The following is a 17,155-nucleotide window of genomic DNA, read 5'->3' on the forward strand; positions in this document are numbered from 1 at the left end:
GTTCGTGAGGTATATTCTGGCTATTTGATAATTAATAGTGTCTGACGCTTATCCGCAAACGGAAGACGCGCAAACAGTCTGAGGCATACAACAATGAAACCTGCATCCGTTATCATTATGGACGAACACCCTATTGTCAGAATGTCGATAGAAGTGCTTCTCGAAAAGAATAGTAATATCCAGGTTGTCCTGAAAACCGATGACAATCGTACCGCGGTAGATTATCTGCGCACATATCCTGTGGATCTGGTCATCCTGGATATAGAGCTGCCGGGTACAGATGGATTTACACTGCTTAAACGAATCAAATCAATACAAGAAAATACCAAAATTCTTTTCTTGTCGTCTAAATCTGAATCTTTTTATGCCGGGAGAGCTATCCGGGCAGGCGCAAACGGATTTGTCAGTAAAAGAAAGGATCTCAATGATATTTATAACGCAGTGAAAATGATCTTATCAGGATATTCTTTTTTTCCTTCAGAGACGCTAAATTTTATCAGTAATACCAGTTCACGAAAAGGTGAGCACAATGATATGCCGCTCTCAAACAGGGAGGTTACGGTACTGCGCTATCTCGCCAACGGTTTATCGAATAAAGAAATCGCAGAGCAGCTCTTGCTGAGTAACAAAACCATCAGCGCGCATAAAGCGAACATATTTTCGAAACTCGGCCTGCATACCATTGTTGAGCTTATTGATTACGCGAAGGTACACGACTTGCTGTGATCGTGGCTGACTCCCGACGAGAAATCGTTCGGGAGTACGTTATCGGGATCGGGCTTCAGTTGTAATTGATCATAAAAGTCGCATCCGCCTTTGCGACTCCTGGCTGAACGCCATCGGCCAACGCAATGTAATTCGCATAAAACGTCAGCGTAGCATTACCGTTTTCATCAACGCTTACCGACTGGCTGGCTTGCTCAAGCGGTAATCTGCTGCGATCGCTGTCGCGGATCTCAATGGCCACTTTTTGCGCCATGACCGCATCATCCAGCGCCAGCAGCGACGTCCCCGCCGCTGGCGTTCCTGAAAAGGTCATCGACGCCGCGCCCGGCGGGCAGCCCTCAAGTTTGATACTGAAAGGCACGGGCTGGGTGGTATCGCCGCTGGTTTTCAACTGCTTCGTGGGCCAGGTGCCCAGCTCAACCGTTTTGTTACTGTCACCGGTCACTGCGGTGCAGGTGAAGTCCACAACATTACCGCGCAGTTCAATATTAATCTCGCCCAGAGCGGTGTCAGCCCGGCAAAGCGGGCTCAGCAACACGCTGCAAAAAATAGCCAGCAAAAGTCTCATGGCTGTGCGTTCCCCTTAGTCGTAATCCACACGCAGATACCCACGAGCGGTAAAAGGCCCTTCCGTCGGTTTACTCCCCGTGATGCTTACCGGCCATGCGCGGATCCCCACGCTGGCGGCGGCGCTGTCATCCAGACGGAATGGAATTTTGCTGGCCAGATTGTTAGGCGTCAGCGGCACGCCGCCGCTGTCGGAAACGATAAAGCCTAAGTCGGGATTATCAGAGACCATCGCCTGCCCGGAGATTTTCTCCGCCTCCAGACGCATCGACAAATAGGCCTGCGCCGCGACGTTCGTACATTTTATGGCGACCGTTTTTGTCTGCGGCGTCACCCCTTCCGGGCGATTTCCCGCCCCGGCTTTGCTGAACAGCGCGGCGCCGATATCGCCAAAATCAAATTCCACAACCTGCCCGGCATTCACTTCACAGCTTTGCGGAACCTCGACTTTACCGCTGTAGCTGATGGTATAAACCGGCGTGCTCAGAGCATCGCCGGTGCTGGTGGTGACATACACCGAGAACATGGTCTGCCGGGGAATCGGCACCATGTTGATAAAAGGCCGTATCACTTTGAGTTTAAAGATCAGCTTAGAGTCCATCACGCCGAAGGGCTTTTGTTTCGGTACATTGGGGTGCGTCCCCATGCGAATATAATTACGGGGCGGATAAAATAATCCGGCAGCGCTGTCGGTGATACTCATCGCCCCCAGCAGGTAGTCATTGAGCTTGAGATACTGGAATCCCCCTTCCGTACTTTGCACGGGAAGTTCAGTCACATAGCTTCGAAAGGTATAATCCACATTCGTACCAGCAGGACACGTCGCCTGTACGCCAACCCAGCCCGATTTCTCCGGCAGCGTCACCACCTGTCCTACCTGATTATTGCTGCTGGTAAAAACATTCGACAGATCGTAAAACACATCGGTCGGCGTACCGTTCGAGTTATGGCAGACCGTCGCCCATGCCGGATTCGCCAGCAATAATGCGATGGCGCCCGGCAACAACCCTGATTTCATTTTCATCTTTTCTTACCTTTCATGACGACGGACGTTTACAGGTCGCATTAAGCAGCGTCACCGCCTGCTTCAGGCTCTCTTCAGGCAGGGAATAATGCGCCACGCAGCGGGCGTTCGCTCCCTCTCCCCACTGAATCAACAGTTCCCCTTTCAGCGGCAGTCCGCTCAGATAAATTTGCCCGTCCTCGCCCGCCATACTGGTGACGCCGCTGGCGGTTTCGCGCACAATTGAGCCAAACGGCACCGGGCGATCGCCCTGTTTTGCGGTGACAATTGCGCGCACGCCGATTCGCGTGTCAAAGGCAGCGCGTACCAGCGCCCCTTGCGTCGGCACCACGCTGCTGACGTTATTCTCCACATCGGTGTGGTTATCCATTGAGTTGGTATCCAGCGCGACACGGTTATAGCGATATACGGTGGCGTAAGGCATGACCGCATATCCGCGCCAGTCGGTTTGCACCCCGGTCTGGTTTTCTATATGCACCCCTTCGGCGCCTGGCGCTTTAATCAGGACATTGGTATCGCCTAAAGGCTGACTGAGCGTGATGCCGTCCGCATGACCGACCACGCCGCCAGACAGCTGCCAGTTGTAGTCATGCTGGTCTCGATCGTAGTTGTACCCCACGCCGAGCGTCCCGTAAGCCGCCTGCCAGTTCGCGCTGGCGCTGCCGCTGTAGCCATTGGTGCTGCTGTGTCCCTGGTTCACGCTGTAGCTCAGGTTACGCCCGTCTAACAATGTCCCGCCGATGCCGGTCTGCCAGCTGTTCTGTCCATTGCTGTTCCGGTTCGCGTTAAAGGTGGCGTAGGTGCGATCCAGGGCATTGTCGCGCGAGTAGCGTCGCCCGGTGAGCACGCTGAACGGAACCGACATGTTGAATGCCAGAATGCGATCGGTGCCGGAAATCCCTACGGATTCATTCCACGACCAGGAAAGGGAGTAGCTGATCCCTTGCCAGCCGCTGGCATATCCCAGTTGATACCAGGTATTGGCATCCGACGTGTTCCAGTATGTTTGCTGACTGCCGGAGATATACAGCGAGCCGTAATCCCCCAGATTCTGTGAAATGTTGACCTGGAATCGGCCTTTTTTGCTGTAGTTCAGGTTGTGATAGCTCTGCACTACCGGCACTTTATGACGCTTACCTTCGCTGTCATATTCATACTCGTACCCTTCCATACTGCGGTACGCCACATCGTCAAGCGTGTAGAATCCGCGCGTGGAATAGCGATAGCCCAGTAACTGGAAGTTAGTGCCGTAGTTGTTCAACGACTTGGCGTACAGGAAACGCAGCGACTGCCCCTGGTGGGTGCTGTCATCCGCCAGTTGGCTGCGGGCGTGGGTGACGTCTACCGAAACCGCGCCCCAGTCGCCCAGGTTCCGTCCGGCCCCCAGCACCACCGAGCTGTAGCGCGAAGCCAGTTGCGTGCCGCCATAAGCGGTATACCCTTCAGGCAGACCGGCGATCAGCGTTCCCTGGAAGAAGAATGGCGAAGATTGCTGGCTATTGCCGCTGCGGAAATCCCCCGCCACCAGGTCGAACTTCATACGTCCTTCGCGCTGCAACAGCGGAACGGTGGAGTACGGCACCGTATAGCGCTGCTGACTGCCGTCTTTCTCATCAACCGTCACGTCCAGGTCGCCGCTTGAAGACGTTGGGTTGAGGTCGGTGATCGCGAAAGCGCCCGGTGAGACATAGCTCTGATAGATCACATAGCCGTTCTGGCGGATAGTCAGTTTTGCGGCGGTACGGGCGATCCCACGCACGGTCGGCGCATAGCCTTGCAGGCTATCAGGGTACATATTGTCGGAAGAGTAGAGCCGCGCCCCGCGAAAGCCCACGCTGTCAAACACGTCGTTGCCGGTGTTGCTGTCCCCCATCACCAGTTCGCTTTTCAACGGGATGATGGCGCGTTGTACCCAGGTGCCGATGTTTTTCCAGCTTTGCGAGTGGTATCCGTCGCCTTTGGAATAGCTCCACGCGCCGTTGTTACGCAACCGCCACGGGCCATAGTTCAGGCCGCTCATCAGGCTTAAAAAATAGCTGTCGCTGTTCGTCCCGCGACTGCCGGTAAAACTGTAGTTGATAAGCGCGGCGGGAATCCCTTCATCCCACTCTTCCGGCGGGATATACCCGCGCGCGCTGTTCAGCATTGACGCCTGCGGAAGACTGATATTTAAACGCATTGAGGAAAAATCAAAAGCGATTTCAGCGCCGGGAATCGCCTCTGGCAAATTGATGCAGGTCTCCTCCTGGCTTTGCCCAAGCGCAGGAAAGGCGGTGGTATTTACCCCCAGCCTTTTGATCCACGCCAGATCAAAACAGGGCATTAATCCGCCTGATTTTTCACCGGTTTTCGTCGACGAGGTTTCAAAGCGAATATCCTGGGTCGCGACGAACTCATCGTTGCGCCAGATATCCACCCGATAGATGCCCGGGGGCTGGTGATTGCCTTTCTCAAAACGTGACAAATCTGCCACGGACGCAGCATCTGCCGACAAAAAAGCCGGGTTAAAGTAACTTTCGCCATGACTTATCGCCGGATAGAGCGCCGCCAATATGGACAACGCCACCCCCGTCAGATGTGGCGTATACCCCGGCAGTGAACCGGGAAGATACGTTATCTTCTTCATCGTTTTCTCAGTGTGGCTTCACACGTTCCGATCAGCGCAAGCTAACCGTTTTCGCCGGTGTCAGCGCACCGTAATCATTTACCGTCTGGAACGTCACACTTCCCTGCGCGCCTGCCGGAAGCAGAATCTGGGTATTGTTCTTCGGCGCGACCATGACGTTATCAACCTTCTGATTTCCCACTTTGAGATTGACCAGCGTGAGATAGTAAGCAGACGGATTGGTGATTTTCAGGTGGTTCCCGGAACGGGAGAATTGCAGCATTCCTGGCGCGTCTTCCTGCACCTGCGGCAGATTGGCAGGGCGAACAAACAGCTTAATGCGCGACAGGATCGCCAGTTGCAGGACGTTTTTGCCTTCAAGGCTGTTTTTATCCACCGACGGTATCGCTTTCACGTTCATCCAGAACAAAGACTCCCGATCGGCAGGCAGGGGTTGTCCGGCATAAATAATACGCAGCGTGTTTTCACTTTTGGGTTCGCTGACAAACAGCGGCGGTGTAACAACGAACGATTTTTCTTTGACGCCGGCGCTGTTCTCAATCCATGAATTAACCAGATAACGCTCTTTCGATGCGCTGTTGCTAATTGCCAGCGAGGTCTGTTTGGCGTCTGCCGGATAAATAACGCGGGTGGCGCCTAATGCAATTCCCCCGGCCGCCTGCGCACTCATTGAAGTCCATAAGGCAATAAAAATAATAAGGCCTGATTTTATATAATTAAGCATGGCAAAAAATACCTTTTGCGTTTTATCAACGCCCGGAAAACAAATCAGGGGTAAACCAGCGTAAACCACACATCTGAATGAATACTTCCCGGCGTCATATTTTCCGAGATTGCCCGATAGCGAGCCGTGAAATGAAATGTCATTTCTTGCGTTAAAATAGGGGCATAATGAAGCGGCAAGGAATTGGGTATGATTTGCCGTTGTTCTTCATCAAATAATGCCAGACCAATACCGGAGGTCGCCGCCGTGTCGCTGCGCGCCAGGAATACCTGCGGATCTTCTGCGGGAGTCACACCGGAAAAAGCGATCCCAACATGGCTATAAACCTCTGAACTACAATCGGTTAATCGCAGCACGAAAGGAATGCTGGTCGGGGCGAAACTCCCGGTGCCAGAAAAGACATTGGTGCGGTATTGCCCCATCTGTACACGGAGATCCTGGCTTTCGGAATTCACCGCGCAGGCGCCGTTTACCAGCTGGCCTCGCAGGTGAAGATTACCGCTCTCCAGTATCACCGTATGCGCGAATGCGGGCATCGCGCAAATCAGCCCCACCAGCGCCACGCCTTTGCTAATCATCTGCTGTATCACTTATCGTCCCCGGATAGCGCCTCATCCATTGAGGCTTGCCACATCCCTGAATCCCTGGTGGGTTTATTCGTACTTCATGATGAAGGTTGCGTCGGCGTTAGCCTGACCCGGCGTGGTGTCCGCAGCAGTCGCTTTATAACGCGCGGTGAAACGCAGCGTGTTGCTACCTTCTACCAGCGCCTGAGCCGTAGAGAAGGTCGCGCCGTCTGGCTTCAGCGGAGAAGAGGTGTTATCAAGAATTTCGATCCCTACGCCGCCTGCCGTGGTGCCATTGTCACCAGACACGACTGCCAGCAGGCTGTCGTTTGTACCGTCAGCCTGACCAGAGAACGCAACGGCAGCGGTCGCTGCTACGCTCGGATCGCAGTCATTCAGTACAATGGTGAACGGAATCTGTGCGCTGGTATCGCCAACAGCGGTAAAGCTGGCGGTACGATACTGGCCCAGGGTCACGGTCTGATCGGCAGATTTCGTGCTAACGGCACACGCAGCATTGACCAGCTCACCTTCAAAGTGAACCGTACCGCCGCTAACGCTTACCGGATCGGCATGAGCCGCACCAGCAGCAAACATCAGGCCAGCAATAACGGAAGAGGTCATTAATTTAAGTTTCATGGATTTCCCTTGAATTACGCACATTCGGCTCCAGTTTCCTGCGGGAACCGTTTGAATCAAAATCGACATAATAATGTCAGGCTAATTATCTCTGCATCCTGTAAAGATATATATCGAAAGAGAATTAGCTAACCTTTTTACCCCAACTCTCCTGAGCATTAGATTCACTAATTAATCTTTACGAATATGACAATTCGTCACAGGGATAAATTAAACATTTCAATAAGTGAAAAATACCTTCAATCTCTTTAATTAGCCCAGGTAAATTCTTATTGGGATATAGGACAGGTCTAAGCCTTTTTTATATAAAAGTGTTCAATATCACACTTAACGCCACGTTTTTCGCGGCATTCCCCCTAATTTTAGCAGGGTGATGAATTGTTTCTTTTAGGTTAATTTTGATTAGGTTGCTCATTAATTGCCCACAGGATTTTGCCCCTCGCCGCAGCCCGTATCGCAGTGGTCACTGCACCGATCACACGTAAAGACGCAAACGATAACTGACAGCGCGCCCCGCTTCTGACAAAATAGCCACATCCCCTTCGACTTAATGTAACAGACGGAATCCTCTCTCTGATGGCAGCAAAGATTATTGACGGTAAAACGATTGCGCAGCAGGTGCGCTCTGAGGTTGCTCAAAAAGTTCAGGCGCGTGTCGCGGCCGGACTTCGCGCCCCAGGGTTGGCCGTTGTATTGGTAGGCAGCAACCCGGCTTCGCAGATTTATGTGGCGAGTAAGCGCAAAGCCTGTGAAGAGGTGGGATTCGTCTCCCGCTCCTATGACCTGCCCGAAACCACCAGCGAAGCAGAACTGCTGGAACTGATTGATACGCTTAACGCCGACAACACTATCGACGGTATTCTGGTGCAGTTGCCGCTACCGGCGGGCATCGATAACGTCAAAGTGCTGGAACGCATTGCGCCGGACAAAGACGTAGACGGTTTCCATCCCTACAACGTAGGCCGTCTGTGCCAGCGCGCGCCGCGTCTGCGCCCCTGTACGCCGCGCGGCATCGTCACGCTGCTGGAGCGTTACAACATCGATACCTTCGGACTGAATGCCGTCGTCATCGGCGCCTCGAATATCGTCGGTCGCCCGATGAGCATGGAACTGCTGCTGGCAGGCTGCACAACGACCGTGACTCACCGCTTCACCAAAGATCTGCGTCGCCATGTTGAACACGCCGATCTGCTGATTGTCGCCGTCGGCAAACCCGGATTTATTCCCGGCGAGTGGATTAAAGAAGGCGCCATCGTGATTGATGTCGGAATCAACCGACTGGAAAATGGTAAAGTGGTCGGCGATGTGGTCTTTGAAGACGCTGCCGCGCGCGCATCCTATATCACCCCGGTGCCGGGCGGCGTCGGTCCGATGACGGTCGCAACACTTATCGAAAACACGCTACAGGCGTGCGTTGAATATCACGATCCACAAGGTAAATAACATGGCAACATTCTCTTTAGGCAAGCACCCGCACGTTGAGTTGTGCGACCTGCTCAAACTGGAAGGCTGGAGCGAAAGCGGCGCCCAGGCGAAAATTGCCATTGCAGAAGGTTTAGTGAAGGTTGATGGCGCGGTTGAAACCCGCAAACGCTGCAAAATTGTTGCCGGACAAACCGTCAGCTTCGCAGGACAAAGCGTTAACGTCGTCGCCTGATTCAGAGTGCCGGATGGCGACGCTATCGCGTCTTATCCGGCCTACTGGTTATGCCAGTGTAGGCCGGATAAGGCGTTAGCCGCCATCCGGCAATGACGTTATTTACGGCGCCAGGTTGTCCCTTGCGGACCATCTTCCAGCACGATGCCCATCTCATTCAGACGGTCACGCGCCGCATCCGCCGCCGCCCAGTCTTTGGCTTTACGCGCATCCAGACGCTGTTGAATTAACGCTTTGATTTCAGCCACTTCGCCGTCATCCGCCTGCGCTCCGCTTTGCAGGAACGCTTCCGGCTCCTGCTCCAGCAGCCCCAGCACGCCGGAAATTTTACGCAGATGTGACGCCATCGCATTCGCGGCAGCCATATCCTCACTCTTCAGACGGTTCACCTCACGCGCCATATCAAACAGCACAGAGTAGGCTTCCGGCGTGTTGAAATCGTCGTTCATTGCCTCCACAAAACGCGCTTCAAACGCTTCGCCGCCCGCAGGCGCAACGGTTTTGTCTGTTCCGCGCAGCGCGGTGTACAGACGCTCCAGGGCGGAACGCGCCTGCTTGAGGTTCTCTTCGCTGTAGTTGAGCTGGCTACGATAGTGGCCGGACATCAGGAAGTAGCGAACGGTTTCCGCGTCGTAGTATTTCAGCACATCGCGCACGGTAAAGAAGTTGCCCAGCGATTTCGACATCTTCTCACGATCCACCATCACCATGCCGGAGTGCATCCAGTAGTTCACATACTCACCGTCGTGCGCGCAGGTAGACTGGGCGATTTCGTTCTCATGGTGCGGGAACATCAGGTCGGAACCGCCGCCATGAATATCAAAATGGTTACCCAGCTGTTTGCAGTTCATGGCGGAACATTCAATGTGCCAGCCTGGACGACCCGCGCCCCACGGCGACGGCCAGCTCGGTTCGCCCTCTTTGGACATCTTCCACAGCACGAAATCCATCGGGTTGTGTTTTACGTCAACGACGTCAACGCGAGCGCCCGCCTGTAGCTGTTCCAGATCCTGGCGCGACAGCTGACCGTAGTTCGGGTCGGTCGGCACGTCGAACATCACGTCGCCATTGTCCGCCACATAAGCGTGACCTTTGGCGATCAGCTGTTCGGTGATCTCAATAATTTCGGCGATATGGTGCGTTGCACGCGGCTCCAGATCCGGGCGCAGAATATTCAGCGCGTCAAAATCTTTGTGCATCTCCGCAATCATACGATCGACCAGCGCGACAAAGCTTTCACCGTTTTCGTTCGCCCGTTTAATGATCTTGTCGTCGATATCGGTAATGTTACGCACGTACTTCAGCGTATAACCGAGGAAACGCAAATAGCGCGCGACGACGTCGAAGGCGACAAACGTACGCCCGTGACCGATATGACAGAGGTCGTAAACGGTAATACCACACACGTACATGCCGACTTCCCCGGCATGAATAGGTTTGAATTCCTCTTTTTGGCGCGTCAGTGTATTAAAGATTTTTAACATCGAAGATTCCGTATAGACGTGTGTGGGTAATAATATCCGTATGATACATATTATTCGTAATCGAAGCAGCACACTTTGCGAGGTGATCGCAGCGTGCGGTTATGCTATAACACCCCCCTATATGTGACCCTTACCGGGGTCGAAGCACCACTATATCGGAACAGGATGCAAAAATGGTTACTTTCCACACTAATCACGGCGATATCGTAATCAAAACGTTTGATGACAAAGCGCCTGAAACAGTTAAAAACTTCCTGGACTACTGCCGCGAAGGTTTTTACAACAACACCATTTTCCACCGTGTTATTAACGGTTTCATGATTCAGGGCGGCGGTTTTGAACCTGGCATGAAGCAGAAAGCGACCAAAGAAGCGATCAAAAACGAAGCCAACAACGGTCTGAAAAACACCCGTGGCACGCTGGCAATGGCGCGTACTCAGGCTCCACACTCCGCAACGGCGCAGTTCTTCATCAACGTGGCCGACAACGACTTCCTGAACTTCTCTGGCGAAAGCATGCAGGGCTGGGGCTACTGCGTATTCGCTGAAGTCGTGGAAGGCATGGACGTGGTTGATAAAATCAAAGGCGTATCAACAGGCCGCAGCGGTATGCATCAGGACGTGCCGAAAGAAGACGTTATCATCGAAAACGTGACCGTCAGCGAGTAATCGTGGCGACACTGTTTATTGCAGATCTTCACCTCTGCACGGAAGAACCGGCGATCACCGCCGGTTTTCTGCGTTTTTTAGCCGGTGACGCGCGCCAGGCCGATGCGCTGTACATTCTTGGCGACCTTTTCGAAGCCTGGATAGGCGACGACGATCCCAACCCGCTGCACCGCGAAATGGCCGCAGCCATTAAAGCCGTTGTAGATTCCGGCGTACCCTGCTTCTTTATTCACGGCAACCGTGATTTTTTGATCGGCAAACGCTTTGCCCGTGAAAGCGGAATGACGCTATTGCCGCAGGAAAAGGTGCTCGACCTCTATGGTCGTCGCGTATTGATTATGCACGGCGACACGCTCTGCACCGACGATGCCGGTTACCAGGCGTTTCGCGCCAAAGTTCACAAACCCTGGCTACAGACGCTGTTCCTCGCCCTGCCGCTGTTTATCCGCAATCGTATTGCCGCCAGAATGCGCGCAGGCAGCAAAGCCGCCAACAGCAGCAAGTCACTGGAGATCATGGACGTTAATCCACATGCCGTGGTGGCCGAAATGGAAAAACACCATGTGCAATGGCTGATTCATGGTCATACTCATCGCCCGGACGTTCACGAACTGAGCGCTAACGGCAAACCCGCGTTCCGCGTTGTTTTAGGCGCCTGGCATAGCGAAGGGTCGATGGTCAAAGTCACGCCGGATGACGTTGAGCTTCTCCATTTCCCGTTTTAACCTCTCCCGTGAATTGACGACGTCATAAGGTACGCAACCGTTTTCCTTGTCGTATTTCCGTGCTATTCTCTGTGCCCTCAAAAGCCGAGAGTTGTGCACCACAGGAGTTTTAAGACGCATGTCTTCCCGCAATAATCCGGCGCGTGTCGCCATCGTGATGGGGTCCAAAAGCGACTGGGCTACCATGCAGTTTGCCGCCGAAATCTTCGATATCCTGAACGTTCCACACCACGTTGAAGTGGTTTCCGCACACCGCACCCCCGATAAGCTGTTCAGCTTCGCCGAAAGCGCCGAAGAGAAAGGTTATCAGGTGATTATTGCCGGTGCTGGCGGCGCGGCGCATCTGCCGGGAATGATTGCGGCAAAAACGCTGGTGCCGGTACTGGGCGTGCCGGTGCAAAGCGCTGCGCTGAGCGGCGTGGACAGCCTCTACTCTATCGTCCAGATGCCGCGCGGCATTCCGGTTGGCACGCTGGCGATCGGCAAAGCTGGCGCGGCAAACGCGGCGCTGCTGGCAGCGCAAATTCTGGCGACACACGATAAAGACCTGCGCCAACGTCTGGCGGACTGGCGTAAAGCCCAGACCGATGAGGTGCTTGAGAATCCCGACCCACGAGGTGCGGCATGAAGCAGGTCTGCGTACTGGGTAACGGCCAGTTAGGACGGATGCTGCGTCAGGCGGGCGAACCGTTGGGCATCACCGTCTGGCCTGTCGGGCTGGACGCGGAACCTACCGCCGTCCCGGTTCAACAAAGCGTGATCACAGCGGAAATCGAACGCTGGCCGGAAACCGCGCTGACCCGCGAACTGGCGCGCCACCCGGCTTTCGTCAACCGCGACGTTTTCCCGATTATTGCCGACCGCCTGACGCAAAAGCAGCTTTTTGACAAACTCTCGCTGGCGACGGCGCCCTGGCAGTTGCTGGCAAGCCGGGACGAGTGGCCCGCCGTATTTGCGCGTCTGGGCGAACTGGCTATCGTCAAACGGCGCGTTGGCGGTTACGACGGCCGTGGGCAGTGGCGTTTACGCGCGGATGAAACCGCTCAGTTCCCGGACGACGGTTACGGCGAGTGCATTGTTGAACAGGGCATTAACTTCTCTGGCGAAGTGTCGTTAGTCGGCGCACGCGCCCATGACGGCAGCACCGTGTTCTACCCGCTGACGCACAACCTGCACCAGGACGGGATTCTGCGCACCAGCGTAGCGTTCCCGCAGGCCAACGCGAAACAGCAGGAACAGGCGGAAGCCATGCTCTCCGCCATCATGCATGAACTGGGTTATGTCGGCGTCATGGCGATGGAGTGTTTTATCACGCCGGAAGGGTTGCTCATCAACGAACTGGCGCCGCGGGTACACAACAGCGGGCACTGGACGCAAAACGGCGCCAGCATCAGCCAGTTTGAGCTGCATCTGCGCGCGATTACCGGCCTGCCGTTACCGTCACCGGTCGTGGACAGCCCGTCCGTGATGGTGAACCTGATTGGCAGCGCTCTGAATTACGACTGGCTGAAACTGCCGCTGGTGCATCTGCACTGGTACGACAAAGAGGTTCGCGAGGGGCGTAAAGTGGGCCACCTGAACCTGACCGACAGCGATACCGATCGCTTAAGCGCAACGCTGGAAGCCTTAGTTCCCTTGCTGCCGCCGGAATACGCCAGCGGCATCATCTGGGCGCAAAGTAAGCTTAAGTAATACATAAAATGCCGGGAAAGGAATCTTATCCTTTTCCGGCTCCTCCTTCAGCGCGTAAAATCCCCGTCATTGCCGTTTGTTTTTTTTCAGGATTCCACAATGAACGATGGGACGGACTATCGCGCCATTCTGGCGGCCGATACGCCTTTAATCGACGTTCGCGCGCCGATAGAATTTACGCAGGGCGCCATGCCCACTGCGATTAACCTGCCCTTAATGAATAATGAAGAACGCGCGGCAGTCGGCACCTGTTACAAACGCCAGGGGCCGGAAGCGGCACTGGCGTTGGGCCATAAACTCGTTGCCGGCGACGAGCGTCAACGGCGGCTGGAGGCCTGGCGAAAAGCCTGTATTCAACATCCACGGGGTTATCTCTGCTGCGCGCGCGGCGGTCAGCGTTCGCATATCGTACAACAGTGGCTACATGAGTCCGGCGTGGATTATCCGCTGATCCAGGGCGGCTACAAAGCGCTCCGCCAGGCGGCCATGCACATCACCGACACGCTGGTACAAAAACCCATGATCTTAATTGGCGGCTGTACCGGCAGTGGAAAAACACAGCTGGTTCGACAGCAGCCGAACGGCGTGGATCTGGAAGGACTGGCGCATCATCGCGGTTCGTCATTCGGCCGCACGCTGAAGCCGCAGCTGAGTCAGGCCAGTTTTGAAAACCACCTCGCCGTGGAGATGTTGAAAACCGACGCCCGTCAGGAGTTACAGATGTGGGTGCTGGAAGACGAAGGCCGGATGATTGGCGCAAATCATCTGCCCGAATGTCTGCGCGAACGCATGGCGCAGGCACCCATTGCGGTTGTGGACGATCCGTTCGAGCTGCGTCTGGAGCGGCTGCGCGATGAGTATTTTATCCGCATGCATCGCGACTTCACCCATGCCTGCGGGGAAGAAGACGGCTGGCTGGCGTACAGCGACTATCTGCATCATGGGCTTTCCGCCATTCAGCGCCGCCTTGGTTTGCAGCGTTTTAAAGAGCTGACGGTAAAACTAGACGCTGCGCTGGCCATGCAGCAGGCCAGCGGCAGTACCGACGGGCATCTGGCCTGGCTGGTGCCGCTCCTAAACGAATACTACGATCCGATGTATCGCTATCAACTGGAAAAGAAAGCCGCGAAAATCGTCTTTCGCGGCATATGGCAGGACGTTGCACAGTGGCTTCAAAACTAGCGATTGCGGGCATTCTGCCGGATGGCGGCTAACGCCTTATCCGGCCTACAAATATTATGCCCTAATGTCTGTCGCGTTTATCGGCGCGTTTCGCCAGCCAGTCGCCGAGCATCTGTACAACCTGCACCAGAATAATCAACGCGACCACGGTGACAATCATCACCTGGGTTTCGTAGCGGTAATAACCGTAGCGAATCGCCAGGTCGCCGACCCCGCCGCCACCGACAATCCCGGCCATCGCGGAATAGCCAATCAGACTCACCAGCGTGATGGTCAGCCCGCGTAGCAGACCGGCGCTGGCCTCTGGCAGCAGTACGGTGCAGATAATGCGCATCGGGCTGGCGCCGAACGCTTCTGCCGCTTCGATAATCCCTTTATCCACCTCACGCAGCGCGCTATCGACCAGACGCGCATAGAACGCTATCGCCGCAACAGAGAGAGGGACGGAGGCGGCAATCGGCCCGATGGTATTGCCGAGCAAAAATTGCGTGAGCGGCAACAGCAGCACCAGCAAAATCACGAACGGCACCGAGCGGATAATGTTCACCAGAACCGAACTCACCAGATACACGAAGCGATTCTGCCAGAACAGATTCCGGTCGGTGACAAAGATAAGGAAGCCGAGCGGCAGCCCGCCGACAACCGCCAGCACCGTTGAAATGCTCAGCATTTGAAAGGTTTCATTGAACGCCAGCGTTAAATCCGGCAGTAAATCATCCACGAATCACCTCCACCTGCGCAGTACGTTGCCGAATATGCGCTACCGCGGCATCCACCGCTGACGGGTTGTGCGGCGCAGTCAGTTGCACCACTAAAATCCCCAGCGCGCGTTCGCCGATATATTCAATTTTGCCGTGCAGAATGTTCACCGCTACGCCGAACTTCACCGCCACATCAGACAACACCGGCTGCTCCGCCGAATCACCGATAAACAGAATTTTCAGTAACTGACCGGGCAGATGCTGGCGCAGACGTTCCGGTAACGTCAGATTGAGGGTGTGCGACACCAGTTGCTGTGTGAAGGCGTGCTGCGGATGCGCGAAAACATCAAACACGTCGCCCGACTCCACCACTTTGCCGCCGGACATCACCGCCACGCGATCGCAGATGGACTTGATCACATTCATCTCGTGGGTGATCAGCACGATCGTGATCCCCAGCTGTTCGTTAATCTGTTTGAGCAGCGCCAGAATGGTCGCTGACGTTTCCAGATCCAGCGCGGAAGTTGGTTCGTCGCAGAGCAGTACATCTGGATGGTTGGCGATCGCGCGGGCAATCCCCACTCGCTGCTTTTGACCGCCGCTAAGCTGTACCGGAAAGCGGTTCGCCTTATCCGCCAGCCCGACCAGCGCCAGAATTTCGGCGACGCGCGGGGCGATCTTGCTGCGCTCCCATCCGGCGGATTTCAGGCTGAAAGCGACGTTTTGCGCCACCGTGCGGGTATGCATCAGATTAAAGTGCTGGAAAATCATCCCAATACGCTGGCGGGCTTTACGCAGATTCGCCCCTTCCAGCGCAGAGATCGCCACACCGTTCACTTTCACGCTTCCCTGACTCGGGCGCGTTAAGGCATTAAGGGTACGCAGCAGCGTACTTTTCCCCGCGCCGCTGGTGCCGACAATGCCAAAAATTTCGCCCGCCGCTATCCGCAGGCTGACGTCATCCACCGCGCGGGTCGATGCGCCACGGCCTGCCGTAAAATCCACGCAGACCTTTTCAATCTCAATCATGCTCACCTCAGAAATGCGAAAAGGGCAGTCGCCGCTGCCCCGTTAATTCCCTTGCGCAGCGATTATTTGTCTGCGGTCATCCATTCCGGCTTCTGGAAGGCGCTGTAAATATTCTTCGGATCGTCAATGACCGCACGGTAGGCCGGAGATTTTACCGCATCGACAATATCTTTCGCGAACGGCTTGTCGGCATCCTCACTGCGTACGGCAATGATATTTTTCAGGTTTTCATCCAGTTGCTCTTGTTTTAGCGCGCTGGAAAGATCCAGCCCCGCCGCAACGGCGAAATTACCGTTAACCAGCGCGCCGGTCACGCCATCCAGCGTGCGCGGCAGCTGCGCCGCTTCCAGCGGTTTAAACACCAGCCCTTTCGGGTTGCTGGCGATATCACGCTCGGAGGCTTTCGTCGGGTCGATATTGTCTTTAATGGTGATAAGACCGATTGATTGCAGGAAACGCAGACCGCGCGCCAGATTGGTCGGGTCATTCGACAGGGTAATAATGTCCCCTTTCTTCAGCTCGTCCAGGCTATTGATTTTACGGGAATAGAACCCCATTCCGGCCGTCGGCACGACGATCAGCTTCGTCAGTTTCAGCCCTTTATCGGCGGTGAATTTTTCAAAATAGAGCGTGTGCTGGAACAGGTTAGCGTCAATGCTGCCGTTGGATAACGCCATGTTTGGCTGAACATAGTCGCTAAATTCGCGCACCACGACCTTGTAGCCTTTCTCTTTCAGCGTTGGCGCGATGGCCTGTTTGACCATATCGCCATACGGACCCGGCGCGACGCCGAATACAATAGTCTGTGGATCGTTATTAGCATGAGCAAATTGCAGGCCGCAGGCCAGCAAAAGCGCCCCGGCGGCAACGCGTAAACTCTGACGCAGTCCCATAATTTCTCCCTTTTAAATGTTGTGATGCAGTGCAGTACGCCGTGCGATGCGACGTTGTTCATTTGGGCCTGAATACAAGGCTATTTGTTAACATGACACAGTTCACAACCTGTTGTCCTTGAAATTATTTCATGATGTTGCAGAGTATGTCGTTGAAAGGGGATGGGGAGAAATGAAAAAGCCGGATAGCGGCATAAATGCCTTATCCGGCCTGGACGCTCTATTATTGCGCTGCACTCGTAGGCCCGATTA

The 17,155-nt window shown here is 54.8% G+C and carries 18 protein-coding genes; 8 read left to right on the forward strand and 10 right to left on the reverse strand.

Features of this window, described 5'->3' with window-relative positions; all coding sequences use genetic code 11:
- Positions 1–93 precede the first annotated feature (93 nt).
- Positions 94–726, forward strand: a complete 633-nt coding sequence (gene fimZ / locus FD428_RS15605) for a fimbria biosynthesis transcriptional regulator FimZ (RefSeq protein WP_012133449.1) — start codon at positions 94–96, stop codon at positions 724–726.
- 55 nt (positions 727–781) lie between these two features.
- Here fimZ and sfmF read toward each other — a convergent pair whose 3' ends face one another.
- The 6 genes from sfmF to fimA all read right to left on the reverse strand — a co-directional run bounded on the left by sfmF (position 782) and on the right by fimA (position 6,872).
- Entirely contained in the window at positions 782–1,294 is a 513-nt protein-coding gene (sfmF, locus tag FD428_RS15610; protein ID WP_012133450.1) for a fimbria assembly protein, read from the reverse strand.
- Positions 1,295–1,309: 15 nt separating this feature from the next.
- A complete protein-coding gene (gene fimH, locus FD428_RS15615; RefSeq protein WP_104868971.1) occupies positions 1,310–2,317 on the reverse strand; it encodes a type 1 fimbria D-mannose specific adhesin FimH in 1,008 nt (335 codons plus the stop codon).
- Between the two features lie 13 nt (positions 2,318–2,330).
- The gene (locus FD428_RS15620; RefSeq protein ID WP_114847732.1) at positions 2,331–4,943 is read right to left on the reverse strand and encodes a fimbrial biogenesis usher protein; all 2,613 of its coding nucleotides are present in this window, start codon (positions 4,941–4,943) and stop codon (positions 2,331–2,333) included.
- Positions 4,944–4,974: 31 nt separating this feature from the next.
- Positions 4,975–5,667 (reverse strand): type 1 fimbria chaperone FimC, encoded by a 693-nt coding sequence (fimC, locus tag FD428_RS15625; RefSeq protein ID WP_012133453.1) that lies wholly within the window; start codon positions 5,665–5,667, stop codon positions 4,975–4,977.
- A 44-nt stretch (positions 5,668–5,711) separates the two neighbouring features.
- Positions 5,712–6,245 carry a type 1 fimbrial protein subunit FimI gene (gene fimI / locus FD428_RS15630; protein ID WP_071260125.1) on the reverse strand — a complete coding sequence of 178 codons (534 nt, stop codon included), beginning with the start codon at positions 6,243–6,245 and terminating at the stop codon, positions 5,712–5,714.
- Positions 6,246–6,320: 75 nt separating this feature from the next.
- Complete coding sequence (gene fimA / locus FD428_RS15635) at positions 6,321–6,872, reverse strand: type 1 fimbrial major subunit FimA (RefSeq protein WP_024130577.1); 552 nt, start codon at positions 6,870–6,872, stop codon at positions 6,321–6,323.
- Positions 6,873–7,448: 576 nt separating this feature from the next.
- Between fimA and folD the strand changes: the two genes are divergently transcribed.
- Together folD and ybcJ are read left to right on the forward strand one after the other, a co-directional pair.
- Positions 7,449–8,315: a bifunctional methylenetetrahydrofolate dehydrogenase/methenyltetrahydrofolate cyclohydrolase FolD gene (folD, locus tag FD428_RS15640; RefSeq protein ID WP_012133456.1), complete on the forward strand. Its 867-nt coding sequence runs from the start codon at positions 7,449–7,451 to the stop codon at positions 8,313–8,315.
- A gap of 1 nt (position 8,316) precedes the next feature.
- Entirely contained in the window at positions 8,317–8,529 is a 213-nt protein-coding gene (gene ybcJ / locus FD428_RS15645; protein ID WP_047458327.1) for a ribosome-associated protein YbcJ, read from the forward strand.
- Positions 8,530–8,627: 98 nt separating this feature from the next.
- On the opposite strand, the gene cysS is transcribed toward ybcJ, so the two are convergent.
- Positions 8,628–10,013 carry a cysteine--tRNA ligase gene (gene cysS, locus FD428_RS15650; RefSeq protein ID WP_058668726.1) on the reverse strand — a complete coding sequence of 462 codons (1,386 nt, stop codon included), beginning with the start codon at positions 10,011–10,013 and terminating at the stop codon, positions 8,628–8,630.
- Positions 10,014–10,186: 173 nt separating this feature from the next.
- Here cysS and ppiB point away from each other — a divergent pair, with 173 nt between their 5' ends.
- From ppiB to mnmH, 5 genes are all read left to right on the forward strand, one after another.
- On the forward strand, positions 10,187–10,681 hold the full coding sequence (gene ppiB / locus FD428_RS15655; protein WP_003021875.1) for a peptidylprolyl isomerase B: 495 nt from the start codon (positions 10,187–10,189) through the stop codon (positions 10,679–10,681).
- Positions 10,682–10,683: 2 nt separating this feature from the next.
- Positions 10,684–11,406: a UDP-2,3-diacylglucosamine diphosphatase gene (lpxH, locus tag FD428_RS15660; protein ID WP_114847731.1), complete on the forward strand. Its 723-nt coding sequence runs from the start codon at positions 10,684–10,686 to the stop codon at positions 11,404–11,406.
- Positions 11,407–11,524: 118 nt separating this feature from the next.
- A complete protein-coding gene (gene purE / locus FD428_RS15665; protein ID WP_049011469.1) occupies positions 11,525–12,034 on the forward strand; it encodes a 5-(carboxyamino)imidazole ribonucleotide mutase in 510 nt (169 codons plus the stop codon).
- Positions 12,031–13,098 carry a 5-(carboxyamino)imidazole ribonucleotide synthase gene (purK, locus tag FD428_RS15670; RefSeq protein ID WP_012133462.1) on the forward strand — a complete coding sequence of 356 codons (1,068 nt, stop codon included), beginning with the start codon at positions 12,031–12,033 and terminating at the stop codon, positions 13,096–13,098. The genes purE and purK overlap by 4 nt, the downstream gene beginning before the upstream one ends.
- Before the next feature lie 99 nt (positions 13,099–13,197).
- Positions 13,198–14,280, forward strand: a complete 1,083-nt coding sequence (gene mnmH / locus FD428_RS15675) for a tRNA 2-selenouridine(34) synthase MnmH (protein WP_114847730.1) — start codon at positions 13,198–13,200, stop codon at positions 14,278–14,280.
- 61 nt (positions 14,281–14,341) lie between these two features.
- Here mnmH and FD428_RS15680 read toward each other — a convergent pair whose 3' ends face one another.
- From FD428_RS15680 to FD428_RS15690, 3 genes are all read right to left on the reverse strand, one after another.
- Positions 14,342–15,001: a methionine ABC transporter permease gene (locus FD428_RS15680; protein WP_012133464.1), complete on the reverse strand. Its 660-nt coding sequence runs from the start codon at positions 14,999–15,001 to the stop codon at positions 14,342–14,344.
- Positions 14,994–16,010 carry a virulence-associated ABC transporter ATP-binding protein SfbB gene (gene sfbB, locus FD428_RS15685; RefSeq protein ID WP_012133465.1) on the reverse strand — a complete coding sequence of 339 codons (1,017 nt, stop codon included), beginning with the start codon at positions 16,008–16,010 and terminating at the stop codon, positions 14,994–14,996. The genes FD428_RS15680 and sfbB overlap by 8 nt, the downstream gene beginning before the upstream one ends.
- 62 nt (positions 16,011–16,072) lie before the next feature.
- Complete coding sequence (locus FD428_RS15690; protein ID WP_114847729.1) at positions 16,073–16,903, reverse strand: MetQ/NlpA family ABC transporter substrate-binding protein; 831 nt, start codon at positions 16,901–16,903, stop codon at positions 16,073–16,075.
- Positions 16,904–17,155 lie beyond the last annotated feature (252 nt).

Origin of the sequence: Citrobacter sp. TBCP-5362 (assembly GCF_005406305.1) — a bacterium.
GTDB classification, from domain to species: domain Bacteria; phylum Pseudomonadota; class Gammaproteobacteria; order Enterobacterales; family Enterobacteriaceae; genus Citrobacter_B; species Citrobacter_B koseri.

Coding starts and splice junctions, on each gene's coding strand:
- fimZ (WP_012133449.1), top strand. CDS start 94: ATGAAACCTGCATCCGTTATCATTATGGACGAACACCCTATTGTCAGA.
- sfmF (WP_012133450.1), bottom strand. CDS start 1,294: ATGAGACTTTTGCTGGCTATTTTTTGCAGCGTGTTGCTGAGCCCGCTT.
- fimH (WP_104868971.1), bottom strand. CDS start 2,317: ATGAAAATGAAATCAGGGTTGTTGCCGGGCGCCATCGCATTATTGCTG.
- FD428_RS15620 (WP_114847732.1), bottom strand. CDS start 4,943: ATGAAGAAGATAACGTATCTTCCCGGTTCACTGCCGGGGTATACGCCA.
- fimC (WP_012133453.1), bottom strand. CDS start 5,667: ATGCTTAATTATATAAAATCAGGCCTTATTATTTTTATTGCCTTATGG.
- fimI (WP_071260125.1), bottom strand. CDS start 6,245: ATGATTAGCAAAGGCGTGGCGCTGGTGGGGCTGATTTGCGCGATGCCC.
- fimA (WP_024130577.1), bottom strand. CDS start 6,872: ATGAAACTTAAATTAATGACCTCTTCCGTTATTGCTGGCCTGATGTTT.
- folD (WP_012133456.1), top strand. CDS start 7,449: ATGGCAGCAAAGATTATTGACGGTAAAACGATTGCGCAGCAGGTGCGC.
- ybcJ (WP_047458327.1), top strand. CDS start 8,317: ATGGCAACATTCTCTTTAGGCAAGCACCCGCACGTTGAGTTGTGCGAC.
- cysS (WP_058668726.1), bottom strand. CDS start 10,013: ATGTTAAAAATCTTTAATACACTGACGCGCCAAAAAGAGGAATTCAAA.
- ppiB (WP_003021875.1), top strand. CDS start 10,187: ATGGTTACTTTCCACACTAATCACGGCGATATCGTAATCAAAACGTTT.
- purE (WP_049011469.1), top strand. CDS start 11,525: ATGTCTTCCCGCAATAATCCGGCGCGTGTCGCCATCGTGATGGGGTCC.
- purK (WP_012133462.1), top strand. CDS start 12,031: ATGAAGCAGGTCTGCGTACTGGGTAACGGCCAGTTAGGACGGATGCTG.
- mnmH (WP_114847730.1), top strand. CDS start 13,198: ATGAACGATGGGACGGACTATCGCGCCATTCTGGCGGCCGATACGCCT.
- sfbB (WP_012133465.1), bottom strand. CDS start 16,010: ATGATTGAGATTGAAAAGGTCTGCGTGGATTTTACGGCAGGCCGTGGC.
- FD428_RS15690 (WP_114847729.1), bottom strand. CDS start 16,903: ATGGGACTGCGTCAGAGTTTACGCGTTGCCGCCGGGGCGCTTTTGCTG.